Annotated in this window: 17 protein-coding genes; 13 read left to right on the top strand and 4 right to left on the bottom strand. The window is 70.7% G+C overall.

Translation table 11 applies throughout. The annotated features are described in order from the left end of the window. Positions 1-6 precede the first annotated feature (6 nt). Positions 7-1,521 (top strand): purine-cytosine permease family protein, encoded by a 1,515-nt coding sequence (locus ACH4SI_RS00925; protein ID WP_398291106.1) that lies wholly within the window; start codon positions 7-9, stop codon positions 1,519-1,521. 188 nt (positions 1,522-1,709) lie between these two features. Continuing rightward, positions 1,710-1,850 carry a hypothetical protein gene (locus ACH4SI_RS00920; protein WP_398291104.1) on the top strand — a complete coding sequence of 47 codons (141 nt, stop codon included), beginning with the start codon at positions 1,710-1,712 and terminating at the stop codon, positions 1,848-1,850. A 381-nt stretch (positions 1,851-2,231) separates the two neighbouring features. Here ACH4SI_RS00920 and ACH4SI_RS00915 read toward each other — a convergent pair whose 3' ends face one another. From ACH4SI_RS00915 to ACH4SI_RS00900, 4 genes are all read right to left on the bottom strand, one after another. After that, a complete protein-coding gene (locus ACH4SI_RS00915; protein ID WP_398291102.1) occupies positions 2,232-2,987 on the bottom strand; it encodes a FadR/GntR family transcriptional regulator in 756 nt (251 codons plus the stop codon). A gap of 10 nt (positions 2,988-2,997) precedes the next feature. Then, positions 2,998-4,035 carry a D-erythronate dehydrogenase gene (gene denD / locus ACH4SI_RS00910; protein ID WP_398291100.1) on the bottom strand — a complete coding sequence of 346 codons (1,038 nt, stop codon included), beginning with the start codon at positions 4,033-4,035 and terminating at the stop codon, positions 2,998-3,000. A 41-nt stretch (positions 4,036-4,076) separates the two neighbouring features. Then, entirely contained in the window at positions 4,077-5,384 is a 1,308-nt protein-coding gene (locus ACH4SI_RS00905) for an MFS transporter (RefSeq protein WP_398291098.1), read from the bottom strand. Between the two features lie 130 nt (positions 5,385-5,514). Beyond that, the gene (locus tag ACH4SI_RS00900; RefSeq protein ID WP_398291096.1) at positions 5,515-5,961 is read right to left on the bottom strand and encodes a cupin domain-containing protein; all 447 of its coding nucleotides are present in this window, start codon (positions 5,959-5,961) and stop codon (positions 5,515-5,517) included. 62 nt (positions 5,962-6,023) lie between these two features. Here ACH4SI_RS00900 and ACH4SI_RS00895 point away from each other — a divergent pair, with 62 nt between their 5' ends. The 11 genes from ACH4SI_RS00895 (at position 6,024) to ACH4SI_RS00845 (ending at position 23,179) form a co-directional block, all read left to right on the top strand. Then, complete coding sequence (locus ACH4SI_RS00895; RefSeq protein WP_398291094.1) at positions 6,024-6,587, top strand: dihydrofolate reductase family protein; 564 nt, start codon at positions 6,024-6,026, stop codon at positions 6,585-6,587. Positions 6,588-7,166: 579 nt separating this feature from the next. Further along, positions 7,167-8,645 (top strand): sugar transferase, encoded by a 1,479-nt coding sequence (locus ACH4SI_RS00890; protein WP_398292287.1) that lies wholly within the window; start codon positions 7,167-7,169, stop codon positions 8,643-8,645. Positions 8,646-8,715: 70 nt separating this feature from the next. Continuing rightward, the gene (locus tag ACH4SI_RS00885; RefSeq protein WP_398291092.1) at positions 8,716-10,041 is read left to right on the top strand and encodes a nucleotide sugar dehydrogenase; all 1,326 of its coding nucleotides are present in this window, start codon (positions 8,716-8,718) and stop codon (positions 10,039-10,041) included. Beyond that, positions 10,031-11,311: a glycosyltransferase family 4 protein gene (locus ACH4SI_RS00880; RefSeq protein WP_398291090.1), complete on the top strand. Its 1,281-nt coding sequence runs from the start codon at positions 10,031-10,033 to the stop codon at positions 11,309-11,311. The genes ACH4SI_RS00885 and ACH4SI_RS00880 overlap by 11 nt, the downstream gene beginning before the upstream one ends. Next, positions 11,308-12,708, top strand: a complete 1,401-nt coding sequence (locus ACH4SI_RS00875) for a Wzz/FepE/Etk N-terminal domain-containing protein (protein ID WP_398291088.1) — start codon at positions 11,308-11,310, stop codon at positions 12,706-12,708. Before ACH4SI_RS00880 ends, ACH4SI_RS00875 begins: the two co-directional genes overlap by 4 nt. Then, positions 12,705-14,231, top strand: coding sequence for a Wzz/FepE/Etk N-terminal domain-containing protein (locus tag ACH4SI_RS00870; protein ID WP_398291086.1), 1,527 nt, complete (start codon positions 12,705-12,707; stop codon positions 14,229-14,231). Before ACH4SI_RS00875 ends, ACH4SI_RS00870 begins: the two co-directional genes overlap by 4 nt. 3 nt (positions 14,232-14,234) lie before the next feature. Then, positions 14,235-16,160: an asparagine synthase (glutamine-hydrolyzing) gene (gene asnB, locus ACH4SI_RS00865; RefSeq protein WP_398291084.1), complete on the top strand. Its 1,926-nt coding sequence runs from the start codon at positions 14,235-14,237 to the stop codon at positions 16,158-16,160. A 26-nt stretch (positions 16,161-16,186) separates the two neighbouring features. Further along, positions 16,187-18,385 carry a bi-domain-containing oxidoreductase gene (locus ACH4SI_RS00860; RefSeq protein WP_398291082.1) on the top strand — a complete coding sequence of 733 codons (2,199 nt, stop codon included), beginning with the start codon at positions 16,187-16,189 and terminating at the stop codon, positions 18,383-18,385. Beyond that, the gene (locus ACH4SI_RS00855; RefSeq protein WP_398291080.1) at positions 18,382-20,334 is read left to right on the top strand and encodes an alginate lyase family protein; all 1,953 of its coding nucleotides are present in this window, start codon (positions 18,382-18,384) and stop codon (positions 20,332-20,334) included. Before ACH4SI_RS00860 ends, ACH4SI_RS00855 begins: the two co-directional genes overlap by 4 nt. Positions 20,335-20,343: 9 nt before the next feature. After that, complete coding sequence (locus ACH4SI_RS00850; RefSeq protein WP_398291078.1) at positions 20,344-21,882, top strand: right-handed parallel beta-helix repeat-containing protein; 1,539 nt, start codon at positions 20,344-20,346, stop codon at positions 21,880-21,882. Position 21,883: 1 nt separating this feature from the next. After that, positions 21,884-23,179, top strand: coding sequence for an O-antigen ligase domain-containing protein (locus tag ACH4SI_RS00845; RefSeq protein WP_398291076.1), 1,296 nt, complete (start codon positions 21,884-21,886; stop codon positions 23,177-23,179). Position 23,180: the final 1 nt, after the last annotated feature.

The raw sequence follows: 23,180 nt of genomic DNA, 5'->3' as shown, positions 1-23,180 counted from the left end.
AAGCCCGTGACCGCGTCGATCACCGAGATCGAGACCCATGGCGTCGAACGCATTCCGGACGAGGACCGGTCGGCCCGCCCGATCGACCTCTTCCGGCTGGCTTTCGGCGGCGCCAACACCTTCGCGACGTGCGTACTCGGCGCCTTTCCCGTCCTGTTGGGGCTGTCCTTCCCGCAAGGTCTCGCCGCGACCGTCCTCGGCCTGGTCGCCGGGGCGCTGCTGCTCGCCCCCATGGCGCTGTTCGGCCCGGCGAACGGCACGAACAACGCGGTCTCGTCCTCGGCTCACCTGGGAGTGCACGGCCGGATCGTCGGCTCGTTCCTCTCGCTGCTCACCGCGATCGCGTTCTTCTCGATCTCGGTGTGGTCCTCGGGCGACGCGCTCATCGGCGGCGCCCACCGGCTCGCCGGCGTACCGGAGTCGGAGGTTTCGTACGGCGCCGCCTACGCGGTGTTCGCGATCCTCGTCCTCATCGTCTGCATCTACGGCTTCCGCTTCATGCTGCTGGTCAACAAGGTTGCCGTGACGGCCGCGTCGGCGCTCTTCGTGCTGGGCGCGGTCGCCTTCGGCAGCGATTTCGACCCCGGCTACGCGGGCACCTTCGCCTCGACCGCCGACCCGCTGTTCTGGCCGTCGTTCATCGGCGCCACGCTGATCGTGCTGTCCAACCCGGTCTCCTTCGGCGCCTTCCTCGGTGACTGGTCCCGCTACATCCCGGCCGCGACGCCGCGACGCCGGGTGATGGGCGCCGCGTTCCTCGCCCAGCTCGCCACCCTGCTGCCGTTCGTCTTCGGCCTGGCCACCGCCTCGGTCATCGCCACAAAGGCCGCCAAGTACGTCGACCCGGTGGCCCCCAACTACGTCGGCGGGCTGCTGGCGATCTCGCCCGGCTGGTACTTCCTGCCGGTGTGCCTGATCGCGCTGATCGGCGGCCTGTCCACCGGCACCACGGCGCTCTACGGCACCGGCCTCGACTTCTCCAGCGTCTTTCCGCGCTTCAGCCGGGTCCGGGCGACCTTCCTCATCGGGGCGCTGTCGATCGTTTTCGTCTTCCTCGGCCGGTTCGCGCTGAACCTCACCCAGTCCATCTCCACCTTCGCGACGCTGATCGTCACCTGCACCGCACCCTGGATGATTGTGATGGTTCTCGGCTATGTCACCCGCCGTGGCTGGTACGACGCGGAGGCGCTGCAGGTCTTCAACCGCCGTCAGCGCGGCGGCCGTTACTGGTTCACCCACGGCTGGAACTGGCGCGGGATGTCCGCCTGGCTGGTGTCCGCCGTCGTGGCGCTGCTCTTCGTGAACCTGCCGGGCCAGTTCGTCGGCCCGCTGGGCGACCTCGCGAACGGGGCCGACATCTCCCTGCCGGTCGGCCTCGCCCTCGCGGCCATGAGCTACCTCGGACTGCTGGCCGCGTTTCCCGAACCGCGCACGGTGTACGGGCCGGACGGCCCCCGCCTCGTGCGGGCCTCCGCCGCCGACACCCCGCCCATCACCGACACCGCTCCCGAGCGCACCTGAGCGGCGTTGGCCGCGGCGGCGTTCCCGGCCGACTTCGAAACGGCGGGCGCTGGTCTCGCATCCTTATGGGAGGAACAACCCGGAGCGTGCGGCGTGATCGGTCCCAGCCGCCGCGCGTACCGGGCAGTTGGGCGTGCCCGAACGCGAAAACGGGCTTTGACCAGGGGACTTGCGTCAGCTCCCGGTCCGTGAAGATGTCGGCAGCCGGCGGGACCCTCAGCGGCAGCACCAGCCCGGGCGGCACCGTGAAGTTCAACAACCTCAAGATCTGGGTGAAGTCGGTCTCCGGCAGCAAGGCCGAGCTTCAACTGTTCCCCACACGGTACTGAGCCTGTCGTCGAACCCCGGCGCGGTCGTCCCGCGCCGGGGTTCGGATCCTGGCAGCGGCGGCTCACTTCCACTGGCCGGTGGCCGGGCGGCAGGTACGGATCGTGGGAACCGCGGCCGACCAGGGCCACGCCGCGTCCGAGGCGGACTTCGCCGAACGGGGACGCAGTTCCCGGCTCGAACGCCTCGGCGCCCGTTACCCGGGCGAGGTGCCGTGCCCTCCGGCGTGGACCCACCGGGTCGTGTACCGCAGGGACACCGTCCAAGCCCCCTGGCGACACGAACCACTGTGGCCACGACAGCCGCGTGCGTCCCCGGGCAGGCCCAGGATCCCGTGGCCGTCCGGGAGTTGGGCGAGCAATCATGCCGGCGAACGGCGCGCATCACGGGGTGGCGTCGAGATCCACTTCGAGGTTGCCGGTCTCGGCCCAGAATCCTTCGTCTGCTTCGTTGAGCCGGGACGCGGCGTGCTTCAGGTGGAGGAGTGCCGCGTCGCGTGCGGCCTCGGCGTCGCGGGCTTCGATGGCAGCCAGTATCGAGTGGTGCTCCTGCCGGACGGCTTCGAGGAAGTCACTGCTACGCGCCTCGTTCGCCCGCGTGACGCGGATTCCGCTGCGCAACACCTCACCGAGGTAGCGCACCGTCGAGACCATCACTGGATTCCCGGTCGATTCGGCGATGGACCTGTGGAAGGCGAGATCCTCGTCCACACCGTCACCGCCGGCCGCGACCGCGGTGTCGATGGCCTCCAGCGCCTGACGCATGCGGGCGAGGTCGGCCGGGGTGGCCCGGGTGGCCGCGAGGTACGCCGCCTCGCCCTCGATGGGGCGGCGTACCTCCACGATCAGCCGCACCTTGGACTCGGTGTGCTGGGCGGTCTCGGCCTCGAGGTCGAGCGGCCGTATGCGCCGGGGCATGACGAACACGCCACGCCCCTGGCGCGGCTCGACCAAGCCCGCGCTGCGGAGCCTGGAGACGGCCTCGCGCACGACGGTGCGGCTGACACCGAGCTGCTTGACCAGCTCCACCTCGGTCGGCAGTTTGTCGCCCTCGGCCAGTCGCCCGGACTCGATCTCCTCCGAGAGCATGGCGGCGACCTGATCAGCGAGCCGTAGGGGACCGCTCACCTTGGAAAACATGGTCTTCAGTCTATCGGCCGGGCCGCTCCGGACGCGGGGATGCGCCGGCCACGACCGCGGCGGCGTGGTCGGCGAGGTATTGGCGCATCACCGACGCGAAATCCGGGTCGGGCTCCAGCCCGAGCGCGGCGGCGCGCGCGTTGTCGAAGTCGGCGGGCCACGAGCCCACGATGGCCTCGACGCCGGGATCGGGTGCGGTCGTCACCAGGTCGGCGACGGCGTCGCCGGCCACCCGACGCAGTGTGGTCAGCATGTCGGCGACCGAGACCGTGAGCGCCGGAAGGTTGACCGGCACCCCGCCGTCGAGGAGGCCGGGGCCGGCGCCGCGCTCGACCTCCGCGATACGCAGGATTCCCTCGACGGTGCGCCGTGGCGAGGCGAGGGCCACCCGCAGGTCCGGGCGGACCGGGCAGGTTGCCGGGAGGCCCGCGAGCGGTTCCCGGATGATGCCGGACAGGAAGCCGGAGGCGGCCGCGTTCGGCTTGCCCGGCCGTACCGACACGGTCATCAGGCGGGCGACGCGTCCGTCGATGAAACCGCGGCGGGTGTAGTCCGCGATCAGCTGCTCGCAGACGAGTTTCTGGATCCCGTAGCTCGACCGCGGCGTGGGCAGGGTCGCCTCGCTGACCACCGGGGGCAGCGGCAGCGCGGGGTCGGAACCGTAGACGGCGACGCTGCTGGAGAACAGCACCCGCGGCGTCGGCCCGCCGGCGGCCGACTGGGCCCGGGCGGCTTCGAGCAGCGCACGGGTCGTGTCCACATTGGCGCTCATGCCGAGATCGAAGTCGGCCTCGCACTCGGCCGAGACCGCGGAGGCGAGGTGGATCAGCACATCGACGGGCTGCGCGAACACCTCATCGAGCCGGTCGGCCACATCGCCCTGCACGACCTCCACGAGAGGGTCGGCCACTGACGGATCGGACGGCACGACGCGGTCGGCGAGCACCAGCCGGTCGATGGGTACGCCACGGAGCCTCCGCGTCGTGAGCAGTGCGCCGGCGACCTGGCGTCCCAGAAAGCCGAAGCCACCCGTGATGACGATCCTCATGCGTTGTCTCCTCGGTAGTCGTCGAGCCGGCCGAGCCCCGGTCAGCGGTTCACGACCTGCCTCTTGGTGGTGAGCACCACCGCCGCGCCCACGACGAGGCTGAGTGCCAGGACATGCATCGGGATCGACGCCGACCCGGTGGCGTCCTTGATCGAGCCGATCATGTACGGACTGACGAATCCGGCGAGGTTGCCCACCGAGTTGATCATTGCGAGCCCGGCCGCGGCCGCGGTGCCGCCCAGGAACGCGGTGGGGAGCGACCAGAACAGCGGAGCGCAGGTCAGCACCCCTGCCGCGGCGACGGACAGCGCGACCAGGGACAGTGCGGTCGATCCGCTCCAGACGGCGGCCAGCGAGAACCCGACGGCGCCCATGAGGCTCGGGACAACCAGGTGCCAACGGCGCTCGCGACGCCTGTCCGCCGAACGGCCGAACAGGTTCATCGCGACGAGTGCGGCCAGGTACGGCACGGCGCTGAGCACACCGATCGTGAGGTTGCCCTCGATGCCGGTGGCCTCGACGAACGAGGGCATCCAGAAGGTCAGGGCGTACTGGCCCATGACGAAGCAGAAGTAGATGAGGCACATCAGCCACACCTTGGGCTCGCGGAAGGCGTCCCAGACCCGGCCGTGCACGGTCTGGTGCGCGGTGTCGTCGGCGATCGCCCGCTCGACGACGGCCTTCTCCTCATCGGTGAGCCACTTCGCGCCGCGCACGTCGTCGTCGAGGTAGAACAGCGTGACCACACCGACGGCGAGTGCGGGGATCGCCTCCAGCAGGAACATCCACTGCCAGCCCTGCCAGCCGCCCACGCCCTGGAACCGGTCCATGATCCAGCCGGAGAGCGGATTGCCGAAGATGCCCGCCACCGGGATGGCCGACATGAACATCGCGATCACCCGGGCGCGGCGGTGCGAGGGGAACCAGTAGGTGCAGTAGAGGATCACCCCCGGATAGAACCCCGCCTCCGCGGCACCGAGCAGAAACCTGAGCGCGTAGAACGTCGGCTCATTGGTGACGAACACGAAAGCCGCCGAGACCAGCCCCCAGCTGATCATGATCCGGGCGATCCAGGTACGGGCTCCGACGCGTTGCAGCATCAGGTTCGAGGGCACCTCCAGGAGGAAGTAGCCGATGAAGAACAGCCCGGCCCCGAGGCCGTACGCCGCCTCGCTGAACCCGAGGTCGTCGGACATCTGCAGCTTCGCGAACCCGACGTTGACCCGGTCCAGATAGGAGACGACGTAAGCGAGGATGAGGAAGGGGACGATGCGCCGTACGACCTTGCGGAAGACGGCGTTCTCACGGACGAGGCCGGGGGACTCGGCCGCTGTTATGGGCATGGACATGATGAATCCTTCGCGCGGCTCGGCTCCTGACGCGACTTTCGGTGATCAGGTCATATGATGACCCGATGACGCGGCTCTCGCCCACTGTGATGCCCATCACATTTGAACGAAGGGATTCGAGCCGCAGCCGCTACTTGTCCGGCAGTAGCTGGAAGTCGTCAAAGTGAAATCCGGGCGCGACCACACAGCTCACCAGCACCTCTTCATCGCCGGCCGGGCGAGCGGCCTGCCAGTGACCAGCCGGCACGAGAGCCTGCGGCCGTTGTCCGCTCGCGAGTTCGGGACCGAGCATGACTTCCGTGGGGTCCTTTTCCGGCCTCTCCCCGGACCCGCCCAGCAGGAGCAGCAAGGGACCACCTCGGTGCCACAGCCATAGTTCCGGCGAACGTACGGTGTGCCAGCGGGACTCATCGCCGGGAGTCAAGAGAAAATAGATGGCCGTACAGAGGGATCTGCGCCCCGGGTAGCCCTCCGGCTGCATCTCAGTGACACTGCGCCAGGTTTCCTTGTACCAACCCCCTTCGGGGTGTGGACTCATCTGGAGCAGACGGGCCGTCTCCGGCATTTTCTCGATCACGTGAGCTTCTCTCCCTCTGAGTAGACCCATACTCCCTCTGCTCAACAACCTAAGGACTTCTGATGCGCAGCGTGACGTATTCGATGAGCACCTCACTCGACGGCTACATCGTCGGGCCGGACGGCGGCTTCGACTGGACGGCACCCGACGAGGAGATCTTCCGCTTCTGGATCGACGACATTCGGGAGGTCGGCGTCCACCTGCTGGGACGACGGCTGTACGAGACGATGCTGTACTGGGAGACCGCCGACCAGGATCCCTCGCTCGACGACTCAGAGCTCGAGTGGACCGCGCTCTGGAAGCCACTCCCCAAGGTGGTGTTCTCCACCACGCTCTCGGCGGTGCAGGGCAATGCCCGCCTGGCCACCGGCGGCCTGGCGGAGGAGATCGAGCGGCTGCGGGCCGAGCCGGGGGACGGCGAGATCGCGATCGGCGGCGCGACGCTCGCCGCCGAGGCGGCCGCGCTGGGCCTGATCGACGAGTACCGAGTCATGGTCCACCCGGTACTGGTCGGCGGCGGCATTCCGTTCTTCCCCCGGCACGAGCGCCGGGTGGATCTCGAGCTCGTCGAGACCCGCACCTTCCGCTCCGGAGTCGTCTACCTCCACTACCGCGTAACGCGCTAGCCGGCTCGTCCTGCCGGTGCAGACAACCCGAAGAACTCCCGTCATCGCAGGTCACAAGGCACTTCTTCGTCGTCAAGGCCCCTGCGGGCAGTCACCGTTCGGTGAACCGGCTCCAAAGCTTGAGCACAATTTGCACACATCTCTTCTTCAGACCGGCCCCCATGTTCTAGATTGACCCCTGCTTCACATGATTGGACACGAGCGACAAATAATGATCTACAGGTCAGGCGCTATGGACAGCCGGCAGGCTCGTCCCCGGCGCCGGACGCGGGGCTGATCGATTCTTGGAGCCCGAGAGGGGCCTTGGGTGTGGGGAGCACCCGAGGTGGGACGGGTTCCCGCGCACCTCGAGAGTCTGGCAGGACAGGCGAGTCCACCCGTCCGGGTGGGGTGTCCACGTAACGCTGCAATATCCGGGATGTATTCGCGGGAGGCGGGGACCTCCCGGCGGAGGAACAGCGTGGCGCGGGGGGCGGGGGGCCTCCCGGGGGGAGAAACGGTGCGGGAGGCGGGGGCCTCCCGGGGGGAGGAACCGTGTGGAGCGAACACGTCGAGCCCACTGGCGACCTGGGGGGGTCCGTGCAGCAGGGGGGATCAGCCAGCCCTTTTTTATCGGCGCCCGGGCGGCCGGGGAACGGGGCAATCAGCCGGCCCGCGAGCGACTGGGAGCAGCGGTACCGCCGTACCGTGATCACCAGCGATACCGTGGCCACCGCCTTCGTGGTGGCGGCGATCGGCAACTTCTTCGGGGCCCGGGACGCGGCCAACTGGCATGAGAAATGGGGGATTCTCGCCTTCGGCACCGAGCTGCTGGTGCTGGGAGCGCTTGCGGTGAGCCGGTCATGGGCTCCGGCCGTGCTCGGCCAGGGCGCCGAGGAATTCCGTCGGCTCGGACGCTCACTGTTCGCGGCGACCGTCGTGCTGGCGCTCGGCGGGATCGCCCTGACCTCGCGCAACATCAAGCTCTGGATCTTCGTCGCGATCCCCGCGCTCGCGCTCGTCACCATGACCGCGCGGTATGTGCTGCGCCTCTCGCTGCACAAACAGCGGAACGAAGGACGCTGCCTGAGGCCGGTGCTCGCTGCCGGGAGCCCGGCCACCGTGCGCGACCTGATCACCCGGACCCGCAAGTTCCCGCACCTCGGCTGGCGGGTGGACGCGGTGTGCACGACGGACGGTCGCGGGCTCGACGGTGACCAAATCGACGGAGTGCCGGTCGTCGGTCGGTTGACGGACGTCGCCAAGCACGTCCGCCACGACGGCTACCGTGTCGTCGCGGTCACACCGGACCCGCACTGGTCACCGGACCGGCTGCAGCGGCTGGCCTGGAACCTCGAAGGCAGCGATGCCGAGATGGTCGTGGCCCCCGTGCTGATGGAGGTGGCCGGCCCGCGGCTGCACGTCGACGCGGTGCTCGGGATACCGCTGCTGCGGGTCAGTATGCCGACCTTCACCGGGGGCCGCCGGGCGGTCAAAGAGGTCGTCGACCGGATGGGCGCGGCGATCCTGCTGATGCTGTTCGCGCCGCTGATGGTGCTCGTCGGGCTGCTCGTGCTGGCGGACAGCCGGGGCGGGGCGTTCTACCGCCAGCGCAGAGTCGGCAAGGACGGCCGCGAGTTCACCATTCTCAAGTTCCGCACCATGGTCGCCGGGGCCCACCGGGCACGTGCGGAGCTGGCCGACCGCAACGAGGGTGCGGGCCTGCTGTTCAAACTCCGCCGGGATCCGCGGGTGACCCGGGTGGGAGCGGTGCTGCGCCGGTACTCGCTCGACGAGCTCCCGCAGCTCTTCAACGTGCTCACCGGATCGATGTCGCTCGTCGGACCGCGGCCTCCGTTACCGGAGGAGTCCGCCGCGTACGGCCCGGACATCCGGCGGCGGCTGCTGGTCAAGCCCGGGCTCACCGGCCTGTGGCAGATCAGCGGACGCAGCGACCTGCCGTGGGAGGAGGCGGTCCGCCTCGACCTGCGGTACGTGGAGGACTGGTCGCTCGCCCTGGACACGGTGATCTTGTGGAAGACGCTGCGTGCGGTGCTCCACGGGCAGGGGGCGTACTGATGCGCGGGGGTCGTCCGACCGGCGCGCGGACCGCAGGCCGCAAGGGCCTGCCTGGGGGGAGAGACGGGTCATGAGAGTCAGCGTTTTCGGGCTCGGCTACGTGGGCTGCGTGTCGGCCGCGTGCCTGGCGAGCCTGGGTCACGAGGTCATCGGGGTGGACGTCAACCAGGTGAAGGTCGACCTGGTCAACGACGGCAAGGCACCGGTGGTCGAGGAGCGGATCGGTGAGCTCACCGCCGAGGTCGTGCGGACCGGAGCGTTACGCGCCACCGGCGACGTCCGCGAGGCGATCATGAACAGCGAGGTGTCGCTTGTCTGCGTGGGCACGCCGTCGGAGCCCAACGGCAGCCTGTGCACCACGTACCTGGAGCGGGTCACCGAGCAGATCGGCGCGGCGCTGGCCGAGGGGGCCGAGCGGGGAGGCCGGCACACCGTCGTGTTCCGCAGCACCATGCTCCCCGGCACCTGCCTGAACCTGCTGGTACCGATCCTGGAGAAGAACGTCGGCGGCACGGCCGGGGTGGACTTCGGGGTCGCGGTCAACCCGGAGTTCCTGCGCGAGGGCACGAGCGTGCGGGACTTCTTCGACCCGCCCAAGACCGTCATCGGCGAGCTCGGCCCGGCAAGCGGCGACGCGGTGACGGCGCTGTACGAGGGCTTGCCCGGCGAGGTGTTCCGGGTGCCGGTCCCGACGGCCGAGGCGATCAAATACGCGGACAACGCGTTCCACGGCCTCAAGATCGGCTTCGCGAACGAGCTGGGCGCGGTGTGCCAGGCGCTCGGGGTGGACTCGCACCAGGTGATGGACGTGTTCCTGGCCGACCGCAAGCTGAACATCAGCCCCGCCTACTTGCGGCCCGGCTTCGCCTTCGGCGGCTCCTGCCTGCCCAAGGACCTGCGCAGCCTGGTTCACGCGGCGCAGCGGGCCGACGTGTCGGTGCCCATCCTCGCCCACGTACTGCCCTCCAACTCCGACCATCTGCAACGCGCGGTGGACCTGGTCGAGCGCACCGGCAAGCGCCGGATCGGCGTGTTCGGGCTGTCCTTCAAACCCGGCACCGACGACCTCCGCGAGAGCCCGCTCGTCGAGCTGGCGGAGAGGCTCTTCGGCAGGGGTTACGACCTGCGGATCTACGACGCCAACGTGAACCTCTCCCGGCTGATCGGCGCGAACCGCGAGTACATCGAGAACCGGCTGCCGCACCTCGCGCAGTTGCTCGCGGACTCCGTCGACGAGGTGCTCGAGCACGCCGAGGTGTGCCTGGTGGGGACCAGGGATCCGGCCGTGCTGTCGGCGCTGCCCCAGGGCGACGGCCCCGTGATTGTCGACCTCATCCGCCTTCCCGACGCCGAGGCGCGCCGGGCTGAACCGGGGTACGTGGGCCTTGCTTGGTGACACATCGTTCGGTGACACGGTCAGCGGCGACGGAGCGGGTCGGCGCGCGCTGATCCTGGTGGAGAACCTGTCGGTGCCGTTCGACCGGCGGGTGTGGCAGGAGTGCACGACGCTGCGCGACGCGGGCTGGGAGGTGCACGTCATCTGCCCGCGAGGGGAAAAGCGGGACACGGAGCCCGAGGCGGAGGTCGACGGGGTGCGGATCCACCGCTACCCGCTGCGCGCGGCCACCGGAGGACCGGCCGGGTACCTGAGGGAGTACGGATCGGCGCTGTGGCACACGGCCCGGCTGGCCCGCAAGGTCGGCCCGGTCCACGTGGTCCACGCCTGCAACCCACCCGACCTGCTGTTCCTGGCCGCACGGTGGCTCAGGCGGCGCGGCGCGCGGTTCGTCTTCGACCAGCACGACCTGGTACCCGAGCTGTACCTCTCCCGGTTCGACCGCGGCGAGGACCTGCTCTACCGCGCCGTGTGCGCGCTGGAACGGCGGACCTACCGGGCCGCGGACATCGTGCTCGCCACGAACGAGAGCTACCGGGATGTGGCGATACGCCGTGGCGGCCGGCGGGCGCAGGACGTGTTCGTGGTGCGCAGCGCGCCCCAGGTCGACCGGTTCCAACCGGTGCCGCCCGAGCCGGAGTTGAAGCGCGGCAAGCCTCATCTGCTGTGCTACCTCGGTGTCATGGGCCCCCAGGACGGCGTCGACTACGCCTTGCGAGCCCTCGCGAAACTGCGCGACGAGCTCGGACGGACCGACTGGCATGCGGTGTTCGTCGGCGCCGGCGACGCGTTCGACGCGATGGTGGAGCTGTCCCGGCAGCTCGGGCTCTCCGAGTACGTGCGGTTCACCGGGCGCATCCCGGACGCCGACCTGGTGCGCTACCTGTCCACCGCGGACGTGTGCCTCTCCCCCGACCCGCGCAATCCGCTCAACGACGTGTCGACCATGAACAAGGTCCTGGAGTACATGGCGATGGGCCGGCCGATCGTCTCGTTCGACCTGAAGGAGGCGCGCGTCTCCGCCGGTGACGCCGCCGTCTACGCGGCCGCCAACGACGAGGCGGAATTCGCCGGGCTCATCGCGCTGCTCCTGGACGATCCGGAGAGGCGGGCCCGGATGGGCAAGATCGGCCAGGAGCGGGTCAGCGGACCGCTCTCCTGGCGGAACTCGCAGGCGTCGCTGCTCGCCGCGTACGCCGCCGCCTGCGGTGACCGCACTCCGGTGGCGGCGGGCAAGACGGTACGAACAGGGAAGAGGCCGCGGCGTTGAACGATGACACGATCCGCCTGGCCACCATCGGGCGGATTCTCCGCCGACGCTGGCGGCTTCTCACCCTCCTCGCCGTGGTGGGCGCGCTCGTCGGTTACGGCGCCTCGGTGGTGTTGTTTCCGCCGCGGTACACGACGTCGGCATCGGTACTGCTGCCCGGGCAGTGGGAAGAGCGCGAGCTGCTGACCCAGGTGAACATCGCGACCAGTTCGTCGGTGGCCGACCGCGCGGCCGCCCAGCTCGGCTGGAGCGGCGTCAGCGGCAGCGAGCTGCGGGATCGAGTGAGCGCCAAGGCGGCCGACGGGAACATCATCCAGATTTCGGGAACGGCCGAAACGCCGCAGCGTGCACAGCAGCTCACCGACCAAGTGGCCGACCAATTCGTCAAGTTCGCCGCACGGATCACGGGCGGCAGCACCGACTCCGATACCGCCACGGCGCCCGAGGCGCTGCGGAAGAAGGTCGATGAGACCAACCGCCGCATCACCGGCCTGGCCAACGCGGCCGATCCGGCGCAGACCGTGGAGAGCGTGCAGGCCCGCACCGCGCTGGAGAAGCTGCGCACCTCGCTGGAAGAGGCCATGACGAAGCTGGACCAGGCCGACCCCGCGAACAACAAGGTCGGCATGGTCGTCATGGGACCGGCGGCCCGGCCGGCCGGCGAGGCGCCGCCGACAAGGTTGCAGCTCATCGTCGGCGGGGCGCTGCTGTTCTACCTGGTCGCCGTCATCGGCCATCTCGCCGCCGCACGGATGAATCGCCGGCTGCGTACCGAACCGGAGATCGCCGCGGCGCTGGGCTCGGCGCTCCTCGGCACCGTCGACGTACCTGAGGAACGGCCCGCGCACCGGCCGGAGGCCCGTGGCCCGCGGGCCGGGATCCGGCGGCTCCTCGGCATCGACACCCGGTGGGACATACCGGCCCCGCGGAGGTCCGGCGACGAGGCCGACAGACGGATCCGCTACCGGCGGGTGTGCGCCCGCCTCCGGGAACAGCTGCCGGCCCCCCGGCGGCTGCTGGTGGTCGTACCGGACGGCGACGAGATCGCCCGCCGGGCCGCCGGGCAGCTCGTCGCCGAGGCCGAGAACGACCCTTCCCCGGCCCTTTCGAGCAGGGGATACCCCATGCTGCGGGTGGTGGGGGTTTCGGTGGACCGGCCGACGGTGCCGGACCGCGGCCCGGAGTCCGGCGCCCTGGTCGTCCTCAGCGCGGGCAGCTGGACCGCGGAGGAGATCACCGGCATCGCCGAGGCGTGTGCGGACGGCAGGCACGAGGTCGTGGGCGTCGTCGTGGCCGGCCCGGTCCGGGCCCGCCCGACGCGGTCCGCCGACGATCCCGCGGACCACGCCACTGTGGCGCTCGCGCTTCCCGGCCGCGTGACGGGAGGTTCGGCGTGACGACGAGCACGACTTCGGAGTCGTCGGCGGCCACTCCACTCTTCGACCTGCAGGCGCTGGTAGTGGCGGTGCGCAGACGCCGCCGCCTCTGGTGCTCCCTGGCGCTCCTGGGACTGCTGGCCGGCGTGGCGATGGCGGTCCTGCTGCCCCCGCCGCCGAGCGCGGCGACCAAAGTGCTGGTCGCGCATGCGGAGGACCAGCCGAACGACATGGGAACGCTGATCCGCACCGATGTCGCCGTGCTGGGGACCACACGGATCGCCGACAGGGCCCTGAAGACCCTCAAGTCTGCGGAAGACCCGGAGGACTTCATACGGGACTACCGGGGTACCGGCTTGACCAACAACCTGTTGCAGATCGATGTGACGGGTTCCAGCGACGAGGACGCGGTGGCCCGCGCCAAGGCGCTGGCCGACGCGTTCGTCGCGGACCATGTGCGACGGATGCGGGAAACCGCGGCAGCCGAGGCCAAGGCCCTGCTCGACCAGCGTGACCGCATGCGGGGCCAACTCAATGACGTCAACAAGGAGATCGGAGACCGGTCGCCGGAGACGGAGAGCGACCCGAAGAAGTCGGCGGGCATCGAGACGCTCTTCGCCCGCCGGGCCGAGCTCAACTCGCGGATCGCCGACTTCGACCAGCGCGCCGCGGAGGCGCGCACCGGCACGCCCAAGGTCATCGCCGGCACGCAGATCGTGGACGCCCCGCGCGCGGTGCGGCACTCCCTGCCCAAGGCCGCTGCCACCAACGCGGCGATCGGACTCGTCCTCGGGCTCGTCCTCGGGCTCGCGGTGGCCGCGGTCCGCACGGTGGTGGCGGACCGCCCCGTGCTGCGCCGGGACATCGCGGCGAACCTGGGCGCCTCGGTCATCACGGAACTGCCCCTCCGGTCGGGCAGGCTGTGGCAGCGCCGACGGAACCGGGTGGCACGCGAGCGGCTCACCACGAGCCTGGCCCGCACCGTGCGCGACTCCACGGAACCGCTGTCGCTGCTGGAACTGGGCTGCGCGCACAGCACGAGCGTGATCGCCCTCGATGTCGCCGGGGCACTGGCGGCGGAGGGGCCGGTGGTCATCATCGATGGCCTGCCCGGCCCGCAGCTCGCCAAGCGCCGCCCGAAGCCGGGAGATCCCACCGTGGTCAGCGGCGATCGTGCCGCGACCGAGCCGGATCAGGGGCGCCGGATCGGAGTCGGCTCGGTCGCGCCCGGCACGGCGTGGACCGACCTCCAGTATCTCGGCACCCAGACCGTGCTCGTCGTGCGCGCCGGGCACGGCAGCGCCGCCTGGCTGCACACCGTGGCGCGACAGCTCGCCGACCAGCGCATTCCGGTGATCGGTGTGGTGCTGATCGACCCCGACCCGCGTGACCGGACCGACGGCACGCTGTGGGACGGGCTGCACACCGCGCTACGCGGCCGGAGCGAGCGGCCGGCCCTGCGACACGGGACAGACCGGCAGCGGACGGAGCGGCTGCCGATGTGGACCGCATCGGTCCAGGACAGCGACCAGGAGGCGCGGTAGCACATGTGTGGCATCGCAGGCACGTACCGATGGCCGGACGGGAAGGTCGTGACCGACCGGCTCACCGATACCCTCGCCCACCGCGGCCCGGACGGAGCGGGCCGGTACGACCACCCCGTCGGTGACGGCGAAGTGCACCTCGGGCACCGTCGGCTGGCCATCATCGACCTGTCCGGGACCGGCGCCCAGCCGATGGTCTCGGACGGCCTCGCCCTGACGTACAACGGCGAGCTGTACAACGCGCCCGAGCTGCGTGCCGAGCTGGCAGCCGCCGGGGTGCGCTTCCGCGGTACCTCCGACACCGAGGTGCTGCTCCAGGCCTGGCGGCGCTGGGGCACGGACTGCCTGCCCCGGCTGCGCGGCATGTTCGCGTTCGGGATCTTCGACGAGCGCACCGGTGACCTGGTGCTCGCCCGCGACCAGCTCGGCATCAAGCCGCTGTTCCTGCTGAGGCGCGGCGAGGGCATGGTGTTCGCCTCCGAGCTGAAGGCCCTCGCCGCCGCGACGGGCGGGTCGCTGGAGGTGGACCACGCGGCGCTGGTGGCCTCGCTGCTGTACTACTGGGTGCCGGACTCGCGGTGCGCGTTCCGCGAAGCGGAGAAGCTGCCGCCGGGGAGCTGGCTGAGGTGCCGGCCCGACGGCCGGGTGGAGCGCGGCCGGTTCTGGCACCTGAGGGACGTCGCCGCCGAGGGCCGGGAGCGGGCCCTGGCCGGCGAGCGGCCGGACCTGGCCGCCATCGTCGAGGAGTCGACGCGGCGCCACCTGCTCTCCGACGTACCCGTGGCCACCTTCCTCTCCGGCGGTCTCGACTCCAGCTACCTGACCGCGCTGGCGGCCCGCGACCGACCCGGGATCTCCGCGTACACGATCGGGTTCCGCGCCGAGGACGCCAAGTTCGAGGCGATGCCGGACGACCTGCGCTACGCCCGCCAGGTGGCGACGCGGTTCGGCGTCGATCTGCACGAGATCGAGATCGCCCCGAACGTGCTCGACCTGCTGCCGGAGATGACCTACCACCTGGACGAACCGATCGGCGATCCCGCCGCGATCAACACGTTCCTGATCTGCTCGGCCGCCAGGGAGGCCGGGGTCAAGGTGATGCTCTCGGGGATGGGGGCCGACGAGCTGTTCGCCGGGTACCGCAAGCACCTGGCCAACCTGCTCGCGCTGCGCTACCAGCGCGTCCCGCGGCCCCTGCGGAGCGGGGTGTCCAGGGCCGTGGACCGGCTGCCGGTCGCCACGTCCCGCCGGGGGTACCGGTCCGTGCGTTTTGCGAAGCGGTTCCTCTCTTTCGCCGATCTGCCGGAGGAGACCGCGTTCCGGCGCAGCTACACCATGTACGACCAGGACGAGCTGCTCGCCCTGGTCGACCCGGACCTGGCCGGGACGGTCGAGGACGTGCTGACCGAACACGCGGATGTCTACCAGGACAACGACCTCGACGACTTCGTCAACCGCATGTGCCTGGGCGACGCCCGGATGTTCCTGCCGGGCCTGAACCTCACGTACACGGACCGCTCCAGCATGGCCGCGTCGACCGAGGTGCGGGTGCCGTACGTGGACGTCGAGGTGGTCAAGGCGGCGTTCGCGGTGCCCGGCGATCGCAAGGTTGTCGGACGGCAGGGCAAGGCCGTCCTCAAGGAGGCGGCCACCTCGATCCTGCCACGGGAGATCGTGTACCGGCCCAAGGGCCTGTTCAGCGCCCCGCTGCGGGCCTGGATGAGCCGGGATCTGGCACCGCTGGTGCGCGAGGTGGTCAACGACGGCGCGCTCGTGCGTTCCGGGTTCCTGCGCCGCGACGCGCTTCAGCGGCTCGTCGCCGAGGACGCCGCCGGGCAGCGGGACTTCTCCAAACATCTGTGGCATGTGCTGACCCTCGAGTACTGGTATCGCGACGCGACCTCTGGGTCCGGCCAGAGCACTCGGTAAACGGCTGAGGAATCAGGGGAGTTCGGGTGAAACAGGTTGTGCAGAACTACAAGAGCGGCGAGCTGACGGTGCTCGACGTGCCGGTGCCGGGGTGCAAGCCGGGCGGTGTGCTGGTCCGCAGCGCCTACTCGCTGATATCCACCGGGACCGAGCTGATGAAGGTGTCCGAGGCCGGCATGTCGATGCTGGGCAAGGCCCGCTCCCGGCCCGACCAGGTGGCCAAGGTCATGCAGAGCGTGGCCACCAACGGGGTGCCCGCCACCTACCGCAAGGTGATGGGCAAGCTGGACTCCTACACGCCGTTGGGCTACTCGCTGTGCGGGGTGGTCGAGCAGGTCGGCGCCGGGATCGACGACGTGAAGGTCGGCGACCTCGTGGCCTGCGCCGGCAATGAGCACGCGTTGCACGCCGAGCTGAACTGGGTGCCGAAGAACCTCTACGCCCGGGTGCCGGACGGCCTCGCGCCGCGGCACGCGGCCTTCGGCACCGTCGGGTCGATCGCGTTGCAGGGCGTCCGCCAGGGCGCGCCGCAGCTCGGCGACGCGGCGCTGGTCATCGGCCTCGGGCTGATCGGGCAGCTGGTGGTGCAGCTCCTCACCGCCTCGGGAGTCCGCGTCGTCGGAGTCGACCCCGATCCGGTGCGCTGCGAACTCGCCGCGCGCCTGGGCGCCGTGGCCTGCGGGGATCCGGCGTCCGCGGCCGTGGAAACCGCTGTCGCCGAGCTGACCGATGGGCACGGCGTGGACCAGGTGTATCTGGCCGCCGGCGGCGGCAGTAATCAGCCCGTCGAGCTGGCCGCCCGGCTCTGCCGGGACCGTGGCCGGGTCGTCGACATCGGCAAGTGCCGCCTGGACCTGCCGTGGAACGCGTACTACGAGAAGGAGCTGGACGTCCGGTTCTCGCGCAGTTACGGCCCCGGTCGCTACGACCCGGAGTACGAGCTGGAGGGGCGGGACTACCCGATCGGCTACGTGCGCTGGACCGAGCGCCGCAACCTGGCGTGCTTCCTCGATCTCGTCGCCCGTGGCCGCGTCGACGTGGAGCCCTTGGTCTCCCACATCGCCGACTTCGACGACGCGGTCGAGACGTACCAGCGCCTGAAGGACGGCGAGCTGAAGGCCGTGGCCGTGCTGTTCCGGTACCCCGAACCCGCGGGGGAGGCGGAGGAAGCGGCGGCCCCGGCGGTGGCCGTGCCCGTGGTGAAGCCACGCAGTGGCGGAGCGGCCACCCCGGCCCGGTACGCCCATACGCCGGTGCGCCTCGCGTTCGTCGGCGCCGGAAACTACGCGACGTCGATGCTGCTGCCGCACCTGGCACCGCGCGACGGAGTCGTGTTGTCGACCGTCGTCACCACGACGGCGCTGTCCGCGGCCAACGCGCAGCGGAAGTTCGGCTTCGCCGAGGCCACCACCGATCTCGACGCCGTACTCGGCGACAAGTCCATCGACGCGGTGTTCGTGGTCACCCGGCACAGCTCGCACGCCGAACTGACCCGAAAGGCACTGCTGGCCGGCAAGCCCGTGTTTGTGGAGAAGCCCCTGGCGCTCACCGAGGACGAGCTGGCCGGAGTGCTCGCGGCGGTGGAGGAGTCCGGCAACGACCGGCTGCAGGTGGGCTTCAACCGCCGGTTCGCGCCGCTGCTGCGGGAGGCCAGGAAGCGGTTCGGCGCCCGGACCGGCCCGGCGAGCCTGCGCTACCTGGTCAACGCGGGCCGACTGCAGCACGGCAGCTGGTACCTCCAACAGGGCACCGAGGGCTCGCGGTTCGCCGGCGAGGGCGGACACTTCATCGACACGGCGAGCTGGCTGCTCGGGGCCGACCCGGTCTCGGCGTACGCGGTCGCCCCGTCCGGCAACGAGGACGTGCAGGTCGTGCTCCGCTACCCGGACGGGTCCACCGCCACCATCGCTTACGTCACCACCGGCCCGGCCGGCTTCCCCAAGGAGACGCTGGACCTGGTCGCGGACGGTCGTGCGCTGCGGCTCGACGACTTCGTGCGTGCCTCGGTGTTCGACGGCGGCCGCAAGCGGTGGGTCAGTTCGCGGCTGCCCAAGGCCCGGGACAAGGGCCAGAACGCCGAGCTGGCCGCGTTCATCAAGGCCGTGCGGACCGGCGGGCCGATGCCGGTGCCGCTGGAGTCGCTGGTCGCCACCACGGCGGCCACCCTCGCCGTGCGGACCGGACTGGCCTGCGGCGCGCCGGTGACGTTGGAGCGGGCTCGATGAGCATGAGCGCGGGCTGGTACCTGCGGCGGCTGTCCCGGATGGGACCGCGGGAGGTCGGCGGCCGGGTGGGCGACGCGGTGCGCAGGCGGCGGTGGCGGTCGGCGCCGCCGGACTGCCCGGGCGTGACCGGCGCCCGGTTCACCGCGGTACTCCCCGCCGGGACGATCGCCGCGATACCTCCGGACGCCGCGAAACGTCTCATCGCCGAGGCGGACCGGCTGATGGACGGGCAGGCCGAGTACTTCGGGGTGGTCCGCGACGACCTGGCCGACCCGGACTGGGGTTACGACCCGAAGACCGGGCGCCGGGCTCCGTGGGGCTACGCCTTCGACGTGCCGTACCGGAACGAGGACGCGGTCGGGGACATCAAGCAGATCTGGGAGCTGTCCCGGCATCAGTACCTCACCGTGCTGGCCGCCGCCTACGCGATCACCGGGAACGAGCGGTACGCCGAGCGCGTGGCCGCGCACCTGCGGTCGTGGTGGGCGGCCAACCCGCCGCTGCGCGGAGTGCACTGGATCAGCGGCATCGAGCTGGGCATCCGGCTGCTGTCCTGGGTGTGGGTCCGCCGGCTGCTCGACGGCTGGCCGGGCGCGGCCGGGCTGTTCGAGGGCAACCCGGTGGCGCTGAACCAGATCTGGCACCACCAGCGCTGGCTGGCCGCCTTCCCCAGCCGGGGGTCCTCGGCGAACAACCACGTCATCGCCGAGGCCGCCGGACAGTTCGCCGCGGCCTGCGCGTTCGGGTGGTTCCCCTCCTCGGCCCGCTGGCGAGCCGGCGCGCTGCGGTCGCTGGAGCGGCACCTGCGCGGCAACACCTTCGGCTCCGGCCTCAACCGCGAACTGGCCACCGAATATCACGGACTCGTGCTGGAGCTCGGCCTGGCCGCGGTGGCCGAGGCGGATGCCGCGGGCGTGCCGGTCCCCGCGTCGATCCGGCTGGTGCTGCTGCGGATGACCGACGCGCTCGCGGCCGTCGTGGACAGCCACCTGCGGCCGCCGCGCCAGGGGGACGCGGACGACGGGCACGGTCTGGTCGTGGACGGCGCGGGCACCGACCGCTGGGGCTCGCTGCTGGCCACCGGGGACGCCGTGTTCGGCCGGCTCGTCTGGTGGCCTACGGTGACCGGCACCGATGTGCGCACCCCGCTGCTGGCCGCGCTCATCAAGCCAACGGAACCGGCCGTGGCCCGCCCGGCGAGCCGGCCGGCCCACTTCGCCGACGCGGGGCTCACCATCCTGCGCGGCCCGGGAGAGATCTGGTGCCGCTGCGACGCAGGCCCGCACGGGTTCCTGTCCATCGCCGCGCACGCCCACGCGGACGCGCTGTCCGTGGAGGTCCGGCACGACGGGGTCGACGTGCTCGCCGACCCGGGGACGTTCTGCTACCACGGGCAGCCCGAGTGGCGGCGATACTTCCGCTCGACCCTCGGCCACAACACCCTGCAACTGGACGGCGGTGACCAGTCCGTCTCGGGCGGCCCGTTCCTGTGGACCCGGCATGCCAAGAGCCGCGTCCTGACCGTGGACACGTCCGGCGCCTCCGACGCGGGGGTGTCCCGCTGGTGTGCCGAGCACGACGGCTACCAGCCCGCCGTGCACCGCCGCCGGGTGGAACTCACCGCTGCGGCCGAGGAGTTGAGGATTGTCGACGAGGTGCGCGGGCCGCGCCGGGCAGTGCGGCTGGCGTTCCACCTCGGCCCCGCGATCGCCGCGGACCTGGCGGACGACCGGGCCGTGCTCACCTGGACCCGGGACGGCGATGACCGCTCCGCGGTGCTCGACCTGCCCGGGCAGCTGAACTGGCGGGCGCATCGCGGCGAGACCGACCCGCCGCTGGGCTGGTACTCCCCCGGCTTCGGGCGCAAGGAACCCATCACCACGCTGGTCGGCACCGGATTCGCCGACGGCGTGGAGGGCTTCACCACCGTGCTCAGGTTCCGCGGCTAGGGAGGGCGCGTGGGGATGAAGTGGCGGAACTGGGCGTTGCCGGCGGCACCACTGGCGCTGGTCCTGCTGGCGGCGACCGGCTGCACGAGCACGCCGGACGACGCCCCGGCAAAGGCGGCCGGTGCGGCATCAACGCCGGGGGCGGCCTCGTACGTGGCCCGGGTGTGCGCCAAGCCCGCGGCGGGGCCGGCGAAGGCGCCGGCCGGCGCGGTGACGGTCGACCCCAAGGTGGTCGGCGACCTGGCCGAGAAGACCAGGAGCAGCCCCCCGGGCACCACGTTCTGGCTTCGGCCGGGCAAGCACAGGCTCGAGCCGGACCGCTACGCCCAGGTCATCGTCAAGAAGGGGAATCGCTACCTCGGCGCGCCGGGCGCGGTGCTCGACGGCGGGAAGAAGAACAATTACGCGTTCAGCGGCACCGCCCGCGACGTCACCATCCGCTACCTGGCCGTGCAGCACTTCGTCGCGCCGCACGACGAGGGCGTGGTCAACCACGACATGGCCGACGGGTGGGTGATCGAGCACGCGACGATCCAGTACAACTCCGGCGCCGGACTGATGGCCGGTGCGCGCCAGCACGTCCGCGCCAGCTGCCTGCGCGGCAACGGGCAGTACGGAATGAACGCGTACAAGACCGGTGACTCCATCCGCGGCCTGGTGGTCGAGGACAACGAGATCACGGGCAACAACACCGACGACTGGGAGCGGCGGAAGCCGGGGTGCGGCTGCACCGGAGGCATCAAGTTCTGGGCCGTGAACGGCGCCGAGATACGCGGCAACTGGGTGCACGACAACCGCGGGGCCGGGCTGTGGGCGGACAACGACAACAACGACTTCCGCATCGAGGGCAACCTGCTCGAGGCCAACGACGGTGCCGCGCTGATGTACGAGACCAGCTACAACGCGGTCATCCGGAACAACACGATCCGGCGGAACAACTGGGTCGAGGGCCGCAAGTACGCCGCCCGCGGCGACAACTTCCCGTACGCGACCATCTACGTGTCCGAGGCCGGCGGCGAACCACGGATCCGAGCCCGCACGGACAAGATCGAGATCCACGGGAACGTGCTGGAGAACAATTGGAACGGGATCACCCTGTGGGAGAACGCCGACCGGTTCTGCAACAGCCCGGCCAACACCTCGACCGGCTACTGCACGTTGCTGGTGAAGGACACCAAGCGCTGTGCCAAGCCGGCGATCGCCACCGCGCCGCTCTACGCCGACTGCCGGTGGAAGACCCAGCGGGTGAACATCCACGACAACCGCTTCCTGCTGGACACGTCGGTCGTCAAGTGCGAGACCGAGTGCGGTCGCATGGCGGTCCTCGCCAACTACGGCACCTATCCGAAGTGGTCGCCGTACAAGGGAAAGCGGGTGGCCGACGCGATCACCCACAAGCAGCACAACCGCTGGCACGACAACGTCTACCGCGGACCGTGGAGCTTCGTCGCGGAGAACACGGACCAACAGCTCGACTCCGGGCAGTGGCAGGGCACGCCGTACCGGCAGGACACGGGCAGCACCTTCGCCCCACGGGCCGGTGGTTGAGATGGACGGGACCCTGAAGGGCGTACCGGAGACCCCCGTCGCGCGGCCCTGCGCCGAACCGCGCCCCGCCGGCACGCCGAAGGCCGTCGGGATCGTCTGGGCATTGCTGGGCCTCAACACGCTCGGCTCCGCCGGGGCGAAGACCATCGTCACGCTGCCCCGCTCCCTCATCCAGATGGCCACCATGGGCGCGCTGGTCACCGCGTTCGCGCTGGCGCTCGCACTCAATCTCCGGCTGCGCATCCGGGCCAGCGCCTTCGTGTTCCTGCTCACCTTGCTGCTGGTGCCGAGCGTGATCTCCAGCGTGAACCTGGAGGTCGGGTTCGGCGCGCTGTTCCGCTGTACCCGGCTGGCTCTCTTCATCGGCACGCTGTGGCTGCTCAGCCGCTGGTGGGAGGGGAGCCTCACGTTCGTCCGGTACCACATCCGGATGTACTTCGCGGCGCTCGGGACGGCGGCCGCCGGCCTGGCCATCTCACCGGGCACGGCCATGCCGGAGTACTACGGCGGGCGGTTGGTCGGCGCGTTGTGGCCGCTCACCCCGCCGCAGATCGGACAGTACGCCGCGGTGATCATCGGGCTCACCGTGCTGCTCGTACTGGGCCGCCGGACCACCGGGGGCAGCGCGGCCGTGGTCATCGTGCCGTCACTCGTCCTGCTCGCGCTGACCCATACCCGGACGGCCACGGTCGGCCTGCTCATCGGGCTGGTGCTGGCGATCGGTTCGCTCGTCCTGACCAGCGCCGCCGCCCGCCGGTTCTTCGCCCGGGCGGTGCTGGTGTCGGCGGTGGCCGCGGTGGTGTTCGCCTCCGCACTGCAGGCGTGGTTCCTGCGTGGTCAGAGCCAGGAGAACTTCTCCAACCTCACCGGTCGGGCCAAGGTCTGGGACGCCCTGCTGGCAGCGCCCCGGTCGACCGCGGAGCAGGTGTTCGGCGTGGGCCTGGGCGACAAGTCGTTCGGCGGGCTGCCGATCGACAACAGCTGGCTGGCCGTCTACAACGAGCAGGGTCTGTTCGGCGTCGCCCTCGTGGCGGCGATCCTCATCGTCCTCGCCTGCGTCGCGCTGCTGCGGCCACCGTCACTGCCGAGGGCCTGCGCGATCTTCCTGATCAGCTACGTCGCGATCTCGTCGTACACCGAGGCCGGCCTCGGCGACGCCTCGCCGTATCTGCTGCATCTGGCCCTGGCCGCCTCGCTGCTCGCGGCACCTGCCGCGGCAACGCCCGTCGCGACGGCCACTCCCCTGACGACGACCGCAGTTCCTCAACGACGTATCCCGCGATGGGCCCGGAGGTGAC

Source organism: Streptomyces sp. NPDC021212 (assembly GCF_044332925.1).
Classification (GTDB): Bacteria; Actinomycetota; Actinomycetes; order Streptomycetales; family Streptomycetaceae; genus Streptomyces.
This window is presented reverse-complemented; position numbering and strand designations above follow the sequence as displayed.